Genomic DNA, 13,780 nt, shown 5'->3' with positions numbered 1-13,780 from the left:
TGATCTCGCCCTGGAAGCGAAGCTCGACATCTTGGAAACATTTGGAAACGACTGAACTAGCGGCGCTCGGACACCCGCACCTGCACCGACTGCCATACGCCCGGCTTCAAGAACGAGGTCAGCCGCAAGCCGATGTTCGACGGGATCGACGTCGACCGGGTGACCAACCTCTACGGCACCGGCATGACCTGGGACTACGTGCGGCGCCTGCGCGGCCTCGTGAAGGGCAAGCTCGTGCTCCAGGGCATCGTCACGAGGGAGGACGCGAAGAGCGCGCTCGACCACGGCGTCGATGCGCTGATCATGTCGAACCACGGCGGCCGGGCCGAGGCGAGCCTGCAAGCCACGATCGGCGTGCTGCCGGAGATCGAGACGGCGGTGAACGGCCGCGTGCCCGTGCTGATCGACGGCGGCTTCCGCCGCGGCACCGACGTGCTCAAGGCCCTGGCGCTCGGCGCCACCGCCGTGTGCATCGGCCGCCCCTCCGTCTGGGGGCTGGCCGCCTTCGGCGAGCCCGGGGTCGCCGCCGTGCTCGCCATCATGCAGCGCGAGTTCGAGACGATCATGCGCCAGATCGGCGCCACCACGACCGCCGGGATCGGCGCCGCGGCGTCGACCGGGCCTGACACGCGCCGCGCGGCCGGCCCCGTCCCTCGGGCGGCGGGGCCGGCATTTGACAATCCCGGCCGCATCATCGACACCGCCGGCCGTCTGGGCATCGACCGAACGACGAGGCCGGTTGCCGGTTCCGGAGCCGCGCATGACCGCCTTCTCGGCCCCCTCCTTCCGTTCCGCACCGCGCTCATGATCCCCAGCCAAGCCGCGCGGCGACCCGTCCCGGCCACGCGGCCCGTCCCGGCCACCGGGCCCGGCTTCGCGTTCGGCGACTTCCTCCTGAACACCGTGTCGGCGAGCCACGCGCGGGCCTGCGCCTGGCTGGTGGCGCTCTGCCTCGTCTGCTTCCTGCCCGGCCAGATCTCGCTCCAGCCGATGGACCGGGACGAGCCGCGATTCGCCCAGGCCTCGAAGCAGATGCTCGAGACCGGCGACGGCGTCGACATCCGCTTCCAGGGCGAGGCCCGGCACAAGAAGCCGGTGGGCATCTACTGGGCCCAGGCCGCGGCGGTGGCGGCCGGCGAGGCGCTCGGGGTGCCCCAGGCGCGAACCGAGATCGCGCTCTACCGCATCCCCTCGCTCGTCGGCGCGACCGCCGCCGTGCTGCTGGCCTACTGGGCGGCGCTCGCCTTCCTGCCGCGGCGCGGCGCCTTCCTCGCGGCCGCCCTGTTCGGCGCCTGCCTGATGCTCGCGGCGGAGGCGCATCTCGCCAAGACCGACGCGCTGCTGACCGCGTGCGCGATCGCGTCGCTCGGCGCGCTCGCCCGCGCCTGGCTCGGGCGATCCGGCCCCGGCCCCTCGACCGCGGGGCGGCTTGCGTTTTGGCTCGGCCTGGCGATCGGCATCCTGGTGAAGGGGCCGATGGTGCCGCTCTTCGTCGGCCTGCCGATGCTGGCCCTGTCGTGGAAGGCGCGCTCCGGCCGCTGGATCCTGGCGCTGCGGCCGTGGTCCGGCCTCGCGATCGTCGTCGCGGTCGTCGCCCCGTGGTTCCTGGCGATCGCCTGGCGCAGCGGCAGCGCCTTCTTCACCGAGGCGGTCGGCCACGACATGCTGGCCAAGGTCGGCAGCGCCAAGGAGAAGCACTGGGCGCCGCCCGGCACCTACGCGCTGGTGTTCTTCGCGACCTTCTGGCCCGGTGCCGCCTTCGCGGCTCTGGCGATCCCGTTCGCGTGGCGCCGTCGCCGGGACGATGCGGTCGCGTTCCTGGTCGCGTCGATCGTGCCGGCGTGGCTGATGTTCGAGGCCGTGCCGACCAAACTGCCGCACTACGTCCTGCCGCTGATGCCGATGGTGGCGATCCTCACCGTGCTGGCGCTCCGGGCCGGCGCCCTCGATCCGACGCGGCGCGGCGCGCGGGCGATGGCGCTGCTGGTGCCGGCGATCCCGATCGGGCTGACGATCGGCCTCGCCGTGGTCGCGTGGCGCCTGGACCGGGTGCTGCCCGTGCTGTCGCTGCCGCTGCTCGGGGCCGCCTGCGCGCTCGCGCTGGCCGCCTGGATGGCCTATGCGCGGAACGGCGCCGAGCGGGCGATGGTGTTCGCGATCCTCTCCGCCTGCGTGCTCTCGCCCGCGGTGCTCGGGCTGGCGCAGACCGAGATCCCGGCGCTGAAGGTCTCGAACCGGCTCGCCGCGATCCGCGACGCGCTGCCGTGCCGGCCGCAGGTCGCGAGCCTCGGCTACCGCGAGCCGAGCCTGGTGTTCCTGATCGGCACCGACCTCGCCACCCCGAACACCGGCGCCGACGCGCTGGCCTTCCTCCATGCGGGCGGCTGCCGCCTCGTCTTCGTCGAGCAGCGCTCGGCCGCCGACTTCGCCGATGCCTGGCCCGTCGGCGGCGTCGGCCCGAAGGCGGTGGGGCAGGTGTCGGGCTTCAACATCAACGCCGGCCGCCGGGTCGACCTCACCGCCTACGCGGTGACGCCCACGGCTCAGACGGTGACCCCATGAACGCGACGTCTCCCCGTCTCAGCATCGTGGTGCCGGTGAAGAACGAGGCCGGCAACATCGCGGGGCTCGTCGCCGAGATCGAAGCCGCCTGCGGGGCGCTGGTGCCCTTCGAGGTGATCTACGTCGACGACGGCTCCACCGATGCGACGCCGGCCGCGCTCGACGCCGCGCGTCAGGGCCGGCCCTGGCTGCGGGTGCTGCGCCACGCCCGCAGCGGCGGGCAGTCGGCGGCGGTGCGCAGCGGGGTCGCGGCGGCCGCCGGCCCGATCGTCGCGACGCTCGACGGCGACGGCCAGAACGACCCGGCCTTCATCCCCGTCCTGGTGGCGGCGCTGGAGCAGGCGGGCGAGGGGACGGGCCTCGCCCAGGGGCAGCGCAAGGGCCGCAAGGACGGGCGCTTCAAGATGATCCAGTCCCGCATCGCCAACGGCGTGCGCGGGCGGATCCTCAACGATTCCACCCGCGACACCGGCTGCGGCCTCAAGGTCTTCCGCCGCGCGGTCTACCTGCGCCTGCCGTACTTCGACGCCCTCCATCGCTTCATGCCGGCGCTCGTGGTGCGCGAGGGCTTCGCGATCGTGCACCGCGACGTGGTCGACCGCCCGCGCTTCACCGGCGTCTCGAACTACGGGCTGTTCGACCGCCTCTGGGTCGGCCTGCTCGACTTGGCCGGCGTGTGGTGGCTGATCCGCCGCAAGCGTCCGACGCCCGCCGTCACCGAGGTCTGATTCCGATGCTGATCCAGTTGGCGCGAGACCTGCCGGACTACTTCTACGACGTGTTCGTGACGCGGTTCGACTTCTGGCTGGTCTTCGGCATCGTCGCGCAGCTGGTCTTCGGCTCGCGCTTCATCCTGCAATGGATTGCCAGCGAGCGGGCGGGACGGAGCGTGATCCCGCTGTCGTTCTGGTTCCTGTCGATCGCCGGCGGAATCATGACCCTGGTCTACGGCTTCGTGCGCCGCGAGCCGGTGATCATCATCGGCCAGGGCCTCTCGACCGGGATCTACCTGCGCAACCTCGCCCTGATCTTCCGCAACCGGCGCGGAACCGAAACCAAGGCGGGCTGAACCGGCATTCCCGCGCCCGAGCCGACCGGCCCGAGGCCGGTGCCGGACCGAGCCCTGGCGCGTCGCAGCCGGGTCCGCTCGGGGATCAGCGCAGCAGCGAAGACGGCCGCGGCAGCTTCCAAAGGTCGTCGTGGGACTCGGAGAACCGGGCGAGATGCCGATCGGCGTAGAGGCAGAGGAAACCGAGGGCGCAGGGCAGCCCGAACAGCAGAACCATCATCCACGGCATAGCGTCGACGTCTCATCTGAGAGCGGAAGCCGCGCGGCTCTCGTCGACGCGGTGCACAATGGGTAATGCATGTTAGGAACGCGTCAAGGCATCCTAGGACACGACGCCTAGTTTTGGCACCACAGCGTTAAGCGCGCGACACCGCGATGCCGCGCTTGATCCCCCGTCGCGCCCGTGCTCGTCTCGCCCCACCCACGCGCCGTTCGGAGCCCGATGCCACAGGACGATGCCCGCCACCCGCTCCCGCCGTTCCACGACGACCTCGACGCGGCCTTCGCCGAAGCGTGGCGGCTGCTGGCGGACGGGGTCGCGCAGGGACGGAGCGCGTTCCACGCCCCGAGCTTCGCGACGCTGGACCAGGCGGGCCGCCCGCGCAGCCGCACGGTGGTGCTGCGGGAGGCCGATGCCGCGACCGGCACCCTGCGCTTCCACTGCGACCGCCGCTCGGACAAGGCGGCCGAGGTCGCGGCCAACCCGGCCTGTGCGCTCCACGCCTACGACCGCGCGGCGAAGATCCAGATCCGGATCGAGGGCAGCGCGGGTCTCCACGTCGACGATGCCGTGGCGGACGCGGCCTGGGACGGCTCGCGGGCGATGAGCCGGGTCTGCTACGGCATCGCGCCCGCGCCCGGCACCGCGCTCGATGCCGGCGGCGGCTACGCGGTGCCCGACGAGGCGGCGGCGCTGACCGTCGGCCGCCCGAACTTCGCCGCCGTCCTCGTCCGCGCCGACGCCCTCGACTTCCTCTACCTCGACCGCCGCGGCCATCGCCGCGCCGGCTGGCGCCGCGACGGGGAAGGGTGGCGGGGCGAATGGCGGGTGCCGTGAGGGCGCCTCAGGCCGCCGCCCGCAACCGCGCGAACCCGGCGTCGAGATCGGCCTTCAGGTCCGCGACGTCCTCGAGCCCGATGTGGAAGCGCAGGGCGGGACCGCCGGGGGCCCACTGCGTCGCCGTGCGGTAGGGCCTGCAGTCGAAGGGAATGACGAGGCTTTCGAAGCCGCCCCAGGAGAAGCCCATCCCGAACAGCTCCAGGCCGTCGAGCATCGCGGCGAGGGCGGTCTCCGAGACGGGCTCGAGGACCACGCCGAACAGGCCCGATGCGCCGGAGAAGTCGCGCTTCCAGATCGCGTGGCCGGGATCCTCGGGCAGGCCGGGATGGAGGACGCGCAGCACCTCCGGCCGCTCCTGCAGCCAGCGCGCCATCTCGAGGCCGGCGCGGCCGTGCTCGCGCAGCCGCAGGTTCATGGTGCGCAGGCCGCGGAGCGCCAGGAACAGGTCCTCGGGGCCGGCGCAGGGGGCGATCTGGTCGAAGGTCCGCCGCACCGCCGGGAAATGCGCGGCGTTGGCCGAGGTCAGGCCGAGGAGCAGGTCGGATCCGCCGCTGAGGTACTTGGTCCCGGCCTCGACGGCGATGTCGACGCCGCGCGCGTGCGGCGGGAACAGCAGCGGCGTCGCCCAGGTGTTGTCCATGATCACGGTGCCGCCGCGGGCGTGGACCGCGTCGGCGATCGCCGGCACGTCCTGCATCTCGAAGCTCTGCGAGCCCGGCGCCTCGACCAGCACGGCCTTGGTGTTGTCGCGCATCAGCCCGGCGATGCCGGCGCCGACCAGCGGGTCGTAATAGGTCGTCTCGACGCCGAAGCGGGCGAGCAGCCCGTCGCAGAAGATCCGGGTCGGGCGATAGGCGGAATCGGTGACGAGCAGGTGGTCGCCGGCCGAGACCGAGGCCATCAGCGCGACGGTGAGCGCGCACAGGCCCGAGGGCGTCGCCACCGTGCCGGCAGCGCCCGCCACCTCGCTCCAGGCATCGGTCAGCGCGTCCATCGTCGGCGTGCCGCTGGTGCCGTAATTGTAGCGGCCGCGCCGGTGCACGATGTCGTCGTAGGTCGGGTACAGCACGGTGGAGCCGCGATAGATCGGCGTGTTGACAAACCCGTGCTGCGCCGACGGATCGCGCCCCGCATGGACGAGGCGCGTCGCGACCCCGAACGATTCGGCGGTCTTGGACGAAGGCTTGGACATGGGCGCTTTGGCTCTCGGGCTGCGATCGGACGACGAAGCCCGGCAACCCGGCGGAGGTCAAGCGTGCGCCCGGGCCGCCCTTTCGGTCAGCCGGCGTCCGTGACGGTGGCCTCCTCGTAGGCCTGCAGCCAGGCGGTGCGCTCCTCCGAGCCCTCCGTGTAGGGGCAATCGTCGATCGGCTTGCCGTAGAGGCGGGCGTTGCGGCCCTGGATGAACGGGCTGTCGCTGGCGGTGGCCTGGGCGTTCGCTTCGGGTTTCATGGGATCTCCCTGTGAGGTGTCCCTTCGTTAACGGCCTTGGGCCATCCTCGGCTCCGTCGTCGTTCGCGTTGCCGGAACCCGTCGCTTGCGTATCCTGCGTCTCCTCTCCGCCGGCGTCTCGGCCGGCGCCTCGATCCTCGTGATCGGGTTCGTCTGCGCCGACCGGCTGGCCCACACGGTGCCGAGCCCGGTCGCCCGCATCGTCCTGCCCGAACCTTCGGCGACCGGATCGATCCCGGCGCCGGAGAAGTCGGTCGCGGCCGTGAAGCCGGCGCCGGCGAAGATCCCGAACGGGTTCGACACCGAGCGCCTAAACGCGCTGATGCGCGGCGACCCGATCCTGCCGACGAAGCGCTGACGGCGCGGGCGGGGCGGATGCCTGCTCTGCGCCGCCGGACCTGACCGAAGCGGCCGGCGCGGGCTAGATCGCCAGGACTTCTCCGCGCCGGATGCCGGCGGACGCGATCGGGACGGACACCGTGGGCCTCGTCTACGCGCTCGGCGCCTATCTGAGCTGGGGCCTCGTCGTCCCGGTGCATTTCCGGCTGCTCTCGGGCTTCTCCCCGAGCCACATCCTGGCGGTGCGCATCCTGTGGTCGTGCCTGTTCGCGGTCGCGCTGGTGCTGCTGTGGCGCAACCGGGTGCGCACCCCGTTCCCGTTGCGGCCCCGGCACGCGCTGCTCTTCGTCTCGGCCGGGCTGATCGGCGTGAACTGGCTGCTGTACCTGCAGGCGGTGAACAGCGGCCACCTGCTCGATGCGAGCCTCGGCTACTACATCAACCCGCTGGTCAGCGTGGCGCTCGGCGCCGTGGTCCTGCGCGAGCGCCTGCGCCCGCTGCAGCGGGTCGCCGTCGGCATCGCCGCGGCCGGGGTCGCCATCGCCGTGGTGCTGGCCGGCACGTTGCCGCTGGTGGCGCTCGAGCTCGCGATGAGCTTCGCCCTCTACGGCCTGGTGCGGAAGGTGGTCGGGGTCGACCCGGCGGTCGGGTTCCTCGCCGAGACGCTGATCCTGACGCCGGCGGCCTTCGTCTGGGTGCTGCTGTCGCCCGAGCCGGCCCTGCCGCCCGATCCGCGGAACTTCGCCCTGCTGGCGCTGACGGGGGTGACGACGGCCCTGCCGCTGATCTGGTTCGCGGCGGCCGCAGACCGCCTGCGCCTCGCGACGCTCGGCCTGATGCAGTACATCGCCCCGACCTGCCTGCTGGCCTTGAGCGTCCTCGCCTACGGCGAGCACGTGGCGCCGCACGCGATCCCGATGTTCGGGCTGATCTGGCTGGCGCTGGCGCTCTACGCCTTCGACCTTCTCCGCGCCGGCCGGGCGGCGCGAGCGCATGGCGTGCCGGGCGAAACCGCCGCGCCGAACCCGGGCGCGATGCGTGTATAAGGCCGCTTCGTGCCCGGCATCCGCCGCGGGAAGCCAGTCCGAGTGTTGCGATGAGTGATCCCAGCGAGCCTGCCACGGTCACGCAGGCCGACTACGAGAACCTCGCCGAGGCGCTGCCGCAGCTCGCCTGGATCGCCACCGCGACCGGCGACATCATCTGGTACAACCGCCGCTGGTACGACTACACCGGCACGACCCTCGCGACGATGCGCGGCTGGGGCTGGCGCGACGTCCACCATCCCGACCACGTCGAGGCGGTGACGGAGCGCTTCAAGGCGGCGATCGCCGGCGGCGATGCCTGGGAGGACACCTTCCCGCTGCGGGGCAAGGACGGCACCTTCCGTTGGTTCCTGTCGCAGGCGATGCCGCATCGGGACGCGGCGGGCCGGATCCTGCGCTGGTACGGCACCAACACCGACATCACCCACAAGCAGGAAGCCGAGGACCGGCTGCTGCAATCCGAGGAGCGGTTCCGGGCGCTCGTCGACGCCTCCACGGCCGTGATCTGGAACACCGACGCCGCCGGCGCCCTGCTGCCGCCGCAGCCGCGCTGGAGCGCCTATACCGGCCAGTCCGAGGAGGCCTTCCAGGGCTGGGGCTGGATCGACGCGGTCCATCCCGACGACCGGGCGCATGCCGCCGAGGTCTGGGCCGGCTGCATCGAGGCGCGCACGCCCTACGCCGTCGACTACCGCCTGCGCCGGCACGACGGGCAGTGGCGCGACATGGAGGTGCGCGGCGTGCCGGTGCTCGCCGCCGACGGCTCCTTGCGCGAATGGGTCGGCTCCAACACCGACATCACCGACCGGAAGGAGGCCGAGGCCGAGGTCGAGCGGGCGCGGCAGGCCGCGGAGGCCGCCAACCTCGCCAAGAGCCAGTTCATCGCCAACATGAGCCACGAGCTGCGCACGCCGCTCTCGGCGGTGATCGGCTACTCGGAGATGCTCGGGGAGGAGCTCGAGGATATCGGGCAGGCCGCCCTGCTGCCCGACCTGCGCAAGATCGAGGCGGCGGCCCGCCACCTGCTCTCGCTCATCAACGACGTGCTCGACATTTCCAAGATCGAGGCCGGGCGCATGACCGCCTCGGCCGAGCACTTCACCGTCGCCGACCTGATCTCGGACGTCTCCGACGCCACCGGCTCGCTCGTCGAGAAGAAGGGCAACCGCTTCGTCCTCGACCTCGCCGACGACCTCGGCGCGATGCACCAGGACCAGACCAAAATCCGCCAGTGCCTGCTCAACCTGATCGGCAACGCGGCCAAGTTCACCGAGAACGGCACGATCACCCTGAAGGTCGAGCGCCAGCGCGAGGCCGGCGCCGACTGGTTCGGCTTCTCGGTGGCCGATACCGGGATCGGGCTCACCGAGGAGCAGATCGGCCGGCTGTTCGAGCGCTTCGCCCAGGCCGACGAATCGACCACGCGGCAGTTCGGCGGCACCGGCCTCGGCCTCGCCATCACCCGCGCCTTCTGCCGCACCATGGGCGGCGACATCGGCGTGACCAGCGTGCCCGGGCAGGGCTCGACCTTCACCCTGCGGCTGCCGGCGATCCTGGCGGTCGAGGACGAGGGGCAGGTCGCGGCCGAGCTCGCCGTGCCCGCGCCGGTGCACGCGCACGAGGAGCACGACGCGGTGCTGCTCGTCGACGACGACCCGGCCGCGCGCGAGCTGCTGCAGCGCTTCCTCGAACGCGAGGGCTTCCGCGTCCGCACCGCCAACGACGGCCGGGCCGGGCTGACGCTGGCGCGGGCCTTGAAGCCGCGCGCGATCCTGCTCGACGTCGAGATGCCGCGCATGGACGGCTGGGCGGTGCTGCACGCCGTGCGCAACGACCCGGAGCTCGCCGGCATCCCGGTGATCATGACCTCGGTGGTGGCCGAGCAGGGCCTCGGCCAGGCGCTCGGCGCCACCGACTACTTCGTCAAGCCGATCGACTGGGACCGGCTCAAGGGCCTGATGGACCGCTACCGGCCGGAGGGCGTCGAGGCCCGCGTCCTCGTCGTCGACGACGACGCCGATGCCCGCGAGCGCCTGCGCCGGACGCTCGCGCGCGACGGCTGGAGCGTCGACGAGGCCGAGAACGGCCGGGCGGCGCTGGAGCATTTCAAGGCGCAGCGCCCGAACCTGATCCTGCTCGACCTGATGATGCCGGAGATGGACGGGTTCGGGTTCCTGCGCGCGCTGCGGGCGCGGCCCGACGGCGACGTGCCGGTGGTGGTGCTGACCGCCAAGGAGATCACCGACGCCGAGCGCAGGAGCCTCCAGGCCCAGGCGGACCGGGTGATCGAGAAGGGGTCCTTGAGCCTCGCCGAGATCGGCCGGCAGTTGCGCGTGCTCTACGCGCGCGAGGTCTCCGCGCCGGTGCCGAAGAGCATGCAGGGGCTCCTCGACGCGCTCGCCGCGCGGGAGCGCTAGCGCGCGGATCGGCGCACCGGCGGAACCTTCCGCCGGCCCGTCCCTTTGCAATCCCGCCACGCGCCCGTCGCGGCGGGGCCTTGGAGCGCGCCCATGAATCCCATCGTCGTCGTCGCCCTGATCTGCGCCTCGTCGGTCCAGGTCCAGGATTGCAGCCGGGACAACGCCCTCGACGTGGTGACGGGCCCGGCCCACACCCTGCAGGAATGCCTGATCCAGGGCCCGGTCCTGGCCGCCAATGCCGGCCTCGGCAACGGCAAGGACAGCTACGTGAAGACCCGCTGCGAGCCGCGCCGCTGAGGATCCCGCCCCGATGAGCGACGACGTCGATCCCGAGCGTGCGGTGATGATCCGGCTGCGGGCCCGCCTCGCGGTGGTCGAGCGTGCGGCCTGGTTCGGGATGGTCCACGCGATGCGGACCCGCCCGGCCGAGGTCGAAGCCTACATCGCCGCCGAGCGCGACAAGTGCGCGACCGGGTTCGCCGGTCCGAAATGGGCGCGCGACCTCACCGATGCCGAGCGCGCGATGCTCGGAGCGGAGGTGGATGCCGGCCTCGCGCAGTTGCTGCAGGACGCCCGCGACGAGGCCTAAGCCCGCCGCCCTACGCGCCCGATCCGAACCGGTCGCGCCAAGCCGGCGGAAGGCCGTGCGTTCCGGGCAAGGACGCCGCCGCGTACACCCCGATCGCGACGGCACGGGCCAGCACCTGGGCCGCCATGTCGCCGAGGCGCGCCAGGTCGCCGATCGGGTCCGCCGGCGCCACCGCCCCCGTCGCGACGGAGAACACCACGTCGCCGTCGAGGGGCGTGTGCACCGGCTGGATCGCCCGCGCGAGGCCGACCTGCGCCGCCACCGCGAGGCGCCGGCACTGCGCCTTGGTCAGCGCCGCGTCGGTGGCGACCACCGCCAGCGTCGTCGCGGCGCCGGGCAGGCCGCGGACGGGAAAGGCGAGGGCGTCGTCCGGCATCGCGCCGGGCCAGCCGAGGCCGCCGAACTCCGCCGCCCGCTCGAACGGCGCCGCCCAGAAATGCGGGCCGTCGCCGACCGTCACCCGGCCGAAGGCGTTGACCGCCGCGAGCGCGCCGACCCGGAAGCCGGTGCCCGGAACGTCGGCCGAGGCCGAGCCGATCCCGCCCTTGAGGTTGGCCGTGCGCGCGCCGGTGCCGGCCCCGACCGAGCCGAGCGCCACGTCCTCCGAGGCCATTTGGGCCGCCAGGAACCCGAGCTCGCGATAGGGCGGATAGCGCCCCCACGCCTTGTCGCCGCCGTTGAGCAGGTCGAACAGGATCGCGCCGGGCACGATCGGCACCCGCATCCCGCCGACGGGAAAGCCGCGCCCGTTCTCGGCGAGCCACGCCACGACCCCCGCGGCGGCGTCCAGCCCGAAGGCCGAGCCGCCCGACAGCACCAGCGCGTCGATGCCCTCGACGGTGCGCTCGGGGTCGAGCAAATCGGTCTCGCGGGTGCCCGGCCCGCCGCCGCGGACGTCCACCGCCGCCGTGACCGGCCGGTCGAACACCAGCGCGGTGACGCCGCTGGCGACCCGTGCGTCCGCGGCGTGGCCGACCCGGATGCCGGCGATGTCGGTGATGGCGTTCCGCATGGATGGCAGCATGCCACGATCGCGCGCGGGCCGCACGGCTTGAGCGGCGATGCGGGCGGGTGCAGGATCGCGACGATGCCCCAGGACGTCGTCATCCGCCCCGTCGCCCGCGCCGACCACGCGCAGTGGCTCCCGCTCTGGGAGGGCTACAACCTGTTCTACGAGCGCGTCGGCCCGGCGGCGATCCCGCCCGCGGTGACGCAGGCGAACTGGGAGCGGTTCTTCGACGCCTACGAGCCGATGCACGCGCTGGTGGCCGAACGCGACGGCCGGCTGATCGGCCTGACGCACTACCTCTACCACCGCACCACCACGGCCACCGCGCCGTTCTGCTACCTGCAGGATCTGTTCACGACGGCCGACGCCCGCGGGCGGGGCGTCGGCCGCGCGCTGATCGAGGCCGTCTACGTTGCGGCGCGCCGCGCCGGATCGCCCCGGGTCTACTGGCAGACGCACGAGACCAACGCGACGGCGATGCGGCTCTACGATCAGGTCGGCGACCGCTCGGGCTTCGTGGTCTACCGCAAGCCGCTCTGAGCCCGTCGTCCACCGCGACCCCGCGCCTGTGGACGCGCGGCGCGCCGGACGCATCGCGAAGGGTGCTCGCGTGTTAACGGGAGGCTCGGGATTTCCCGCGGCGTGCAACCGGAGCGACGATGGCGTTCGGCATCGAGATGGGGCTCGTGCTCGACGGGCAGGGCATCGGCCAGCCGGCCCGCCTCGACCTGGAGGAGCTGCTCGCGACGCGCCTGCTCGTCCAGGGCAATTCCGGCTCGGGCAAGTCGCACCTGCTGCGCCGCCTGCTGGAGCAGAGCGCCGGCCACGTGCAGCAGGTGGTGATCGACCCCGAGGGCGACTTCGTCACTCTCGCCGAGGCGCACGGCCACCTCGTGGTGGACGGAAGCCACGGGGAGGGCGACCTGCAGGCGATCGCCGCGCGGGTGCGCGGGCACCGCGTCTCGGTGGTGCTCGACCTCGAGAGCCTCGACATGGAGGCGCAGATGCGCGCCGCCGCCGCCTTCCTCGGCGGGCTGTTCGAGGCCGAGCGGGCGCATTGGTATCCCTGCCTCGTCGTGGTCGACGAGGCGCAGATCTTCGCGCCGGCCGCCGCCGGCGACGTCTCCGACGAGGCCCGCAAGATCGCGCTCGGTGCGATGACCAACCTGATGTGCCGCGGGCGCAAGCGGGGCTTGGCCGGCATCATCGCGACGCAGCGGCTGGCCAAGCTCGCCAAGAACGTCGCGGCCGAGGCCACCAACTTCCTGATGGGGCGCACCTTCCTCGATATCGACATGGCGCGGGCCGCCGACCTGCTCGGCCTCGACCGGCGCGGCGCGGAGCGCTTCCGCGACCTGGCGCGGGGCGAGTTCGTGGCGCTCGGGCCGGCGCTGAGCCGCCGTCCGCTCGCCCTCCGCATCGGTCCGGTCACCACCTCGTCGCGCGCGGCCTCGCCGACCTTGATCCCGCTGCCGCAGGCGGCGGACGCGGACCTGCGCGCCCAGATCCTGGCGCCGGCCGAAGCCGGCTTCGCCTACCCGACGCGGGCGTCGCGGGCGCCGGCGACGCCGCGCGTCAGCCCCGCCGACCTGATGCGGGAGCTCGCCGCCCACCGTCCGGAGCCGGCCGCCGCCCCGCCCGTGCTCGACGAGGCCGAGAACCGGGCCGGCTGCGAGGCGATCCTGCGCGGGCTGGTCGCCGAGCCCGAGGCCGGGCGCCAATCCGTCGCCGTGGTCTACCAGGACTTCCTGGTCCGCTGCCGGATGCGCGGCCTCGACGGCGAGCGCGTCGGGCTCCAGGCCTTCCGCCGGTCCCTGAGCGTGGCACGGGCCGGGATCGATGCGGCGCCCGCCGCGACCGACGGGGACGAACGCTGGACGCAGGCGCAGGGGGCCGCCGCCGGGATGCCGGAGGAGGTCCAGGGCCTGTTCCTGCTGCTGGCGCGGGCGGCGCTCGCGGGCGAGCCCTGTCCCGGCGATGCGGCGCTGGCCCGGGCCATCGGCAGCCGCTCGCCCGGCCGCGCCCGGCGCCTGCTCGGCTACATGGAAAGCCGCAACGCCATCGTCTGCCGCGTGGACTTCTCGAAGAACCGCATCATCGCCCTGCCGGCGCTCGGCTGCGAGACCGCACCGGGCGACCCGAAGGCGGACGTCGCCGAGCCGGCGGCGGCGGACGCCCCCGATCCCGGGGCTAGCTGGGGGCTGTTCGCGGCGGAGTGAGGGTTTTGCCGCGAA

Annotated in this window: 15 protein-coding genes and 1 pseudogene; 12 read left to right on the top strand and 4 right to left on the bottom strand. The window is 73.1% G+C overall.

The window, feature by feature from the left end; translation table 11 throughout:
* Positions 1-132: 132 nt before the first annotated feature.
* From MKK60_RS18195 to MKK60_RS18180, 4 genes and pseudogenes are all read left to right on the top strand, one after another.
* Positions 133-594 (top strand): annotated as a pseudogene (locus MKK60_RS18195) (alpha-hydroxy acid oxidase); the annotation flags it as partial.
* A 210-nt stretch (positions 595-804) separates the two neighbouring features.
* Complete coding sequence (locus tag MKK60_RS18190; RefSeq protein WP_409567420.1) at positions 805-2,562, top strand: ArnT family glycosyltransferase; 1,758 nt, start codon at positions 805-807, stop codon at positions 2,560-2,562.
* Positions 2,559-3,290 (top strand): glycosyltransferase family 2 protein, encoded by a 732-nt coding sequence (locus tag MKK60_RS18185; RefSeq protein ID WP_243987986.1) that lies wholly within the window; start codon positions 2,559-2,561, stop codon positions 3,288-3,290. The genes MKK60_RS18190 and MKK60_RS18185 overlap by 4 nt, the downstream gene beginning before the upstream one ends.
* Positions 3,291-3,295: 5 nt before the next feature.
* Entirely contained in the window at positions 3,296-3,631 is a 336-nt protein-coding gene (locus MKK60_RS18180) for a lipid-A-disaccharide synthase N-terminal domain-containing protein (RefSeq protein WP_147727719.1), read from the top strand.
* 85 nt (positions 3,632-3,716) lie between these two features.
* On the opposite strand, the gene MKK60_RS28495 is transcribed toward MKK60_RS18180, so the two are convergent.
* A complete protein-coding gene (locus MKK60_RS28495) occupies positions 3,717-3,851 on the bottom strand; it encodes a hypothetical protein (RefSeq protein ID WP_279604143.1) in 135 nt (44 codons plus the stop codon).
* 222 nt (positions 3,852-4,073) lie between these two features.
* On the opposite strand from MKK60_RS28495, the gene MKK60_RS18175 reads away from it, so the two are divergent.
* Positions 4,074-4,688: a pyridoxamine 5'-phosphate oxidase family protein gene (locus tag MKK60_RS18175; protein WP_147727720.1), complete on the top strand. Its 615-nt coding sequence runs from the start codon at positions 4,074-4,076 to the stop codon at positions 4,686-4,688.
* Positions 4,689-4,695: 7 nt separating this feature from the next.
* Here MKK60_RS18175 and metC read toward each other — a convergent pair whose 3' ends face one another.
* A complete protein-coding gene (gene metC / locus MKK60_RS18170) occupies positions 4,696-5,883 on the bottom strand; it encodes a cystathionine beta-lyase (protein ID WP_147727721.1) in 1,188 nt (395 codons plus the stop codon).
* An 86-nt stretch (positions 5,884-5,969) separates the two neighbouring features.
* Positions 5,970-6,143, bottom strand: coding sequence for an Rmf/CrpP family protein (locus MKK60_RS18165; protein WP_243987984.1), 174 nt, complete (start codon positions 6,141-6,143; stop codon positions 5,970-5,972).
* 85 nt (positions 6,144-6,228) lie between these two features.
* On the opposite strand from MKK60_RS18165, the gene MKK60_RS18160 reads away from it, so the two are divergent.
* The 5 genes from MKK60_RS18160 to MKK60_RS18140 all read left to right on the top strand — a co-directional run bounded on the left by MKK60_RS18160 (position 6,229) and on the right by MKK60_RS18140 (position 10,537).
* Positions 6,229-6,501 carry a hypothetical protein gene (locus tag MKK60_RS18160; RefSeq protein ID WP_147843756.1) on the top strand — a complete coding sequence of 91 codons (273 nt, stop codon included), beginning with the start codon at positions 6,229-6,231 and terminating at the stop codon, positions 6,499-6,501.
* Between the two features lie 121 nt (positions 6,502-6,622).
* Complete coding sequence (gene rarD / locus MKK60_RS18155) at positions 6,623-7,528, top strand: EamA family transporter RarD (protein WP_243988121.1); 906 nt, start codon at positions 6,623-6,625, stop codon at positions 7,526-7,528.
* Between the two features lie 50 nt (positions 7,529-7,578).
* Entirely contained in the window at positions 7,579-9,945 is a 2,367-nt protein-coding gene (locus tag MKK60_RS18150; protein WP_243987982.1) for a PAS domain-containing hybrid sensor histidine kinase/response regulator, read from the top strand.
* Positions 9,946-10,038: 93 nt separating this feature from the next.
* Positions 10,039-10,245: a hypothetical protein gene (locus MKK60_RS18145; RefSeq protein WP_147727724.1), complete on the top strand. Its 207-nt coding sequence runs from the start codon at positions 10,039-10,041 to the stop codon at positions 10,243-10,245.
* A 13-nt stretch (positions 10,246-10,258) separates the two neighbouring features.
* A complete protein-coding gene (locus MKK60_RS18140; protein WP_243934846.1) occupies positions 10,259-10,537 on the top strand; it encodes a hypothetical protein in 279 nt (92 codons plus the stop codon).
* Between the two features lie 10 nt (positions 10,538-10,547).
* Here MKK60_RS18140 and MKK60_RS18135 read toward each other — a convergent pair whose 3' ends face one another.
* A complete protein-coding gene (locus MKK60_RS18135; RefSeq protein ID WP_243988120.1) occupies positions 10,548-11,549 on the bottom strand; it encodes a P1 family peptidase in 1,002 nt (333 codons plus the stop codon).
* 75 nt (positions 11,550-11,624) lie between these two features.
* On the opposite strand from MKK60_RS18135, the gene MKK60_RS18130 reads away from it, so the two are divergent.
* Together MKK60_RS18130 and MKK60_RS18125 are read left to right on the top strand one after the other, a co-directional pair.
* On the top strand, positions 11,625-12,086 hold the full coding sequence (locus MKK60_RS18130; RefSeq protein WP_147729652.1) for a GNAT family N-acetyltransferase: 462 nt from the start codon (positions 11,625-11,627) through the stop codon (positions 12,084-12,086).
* A 119-nt stretch (positions 12,087-12,205) separates the two neighbouring features.
* On the top strand, positions 12,206-13,765 hold the full coding sequence (locus MKK60_RS18125) for an ATP-binding protein (protein WP_243987974.1): 1,560 nt from the start codon (positions 12,206-12,208) through the stop codon (positions 13,763-13,765).
* Positions 13,766-13,780 lie beyond the last annotated feature (15 nt).

The sequence above is a fragment of the Methylobacterium sp. J-092 genome, assembly GCF_022829325.1.
GTDB lineage: Bacteria > Pseudomonadota > Alphaproteobacteria > Rhizobiales > Beijerinckiaceae > Methylobacterium.
Note: the sequence above shows the minus strand (reverse complement) of the source record. Positions and strands in the feature narration are given on the sequence as shown.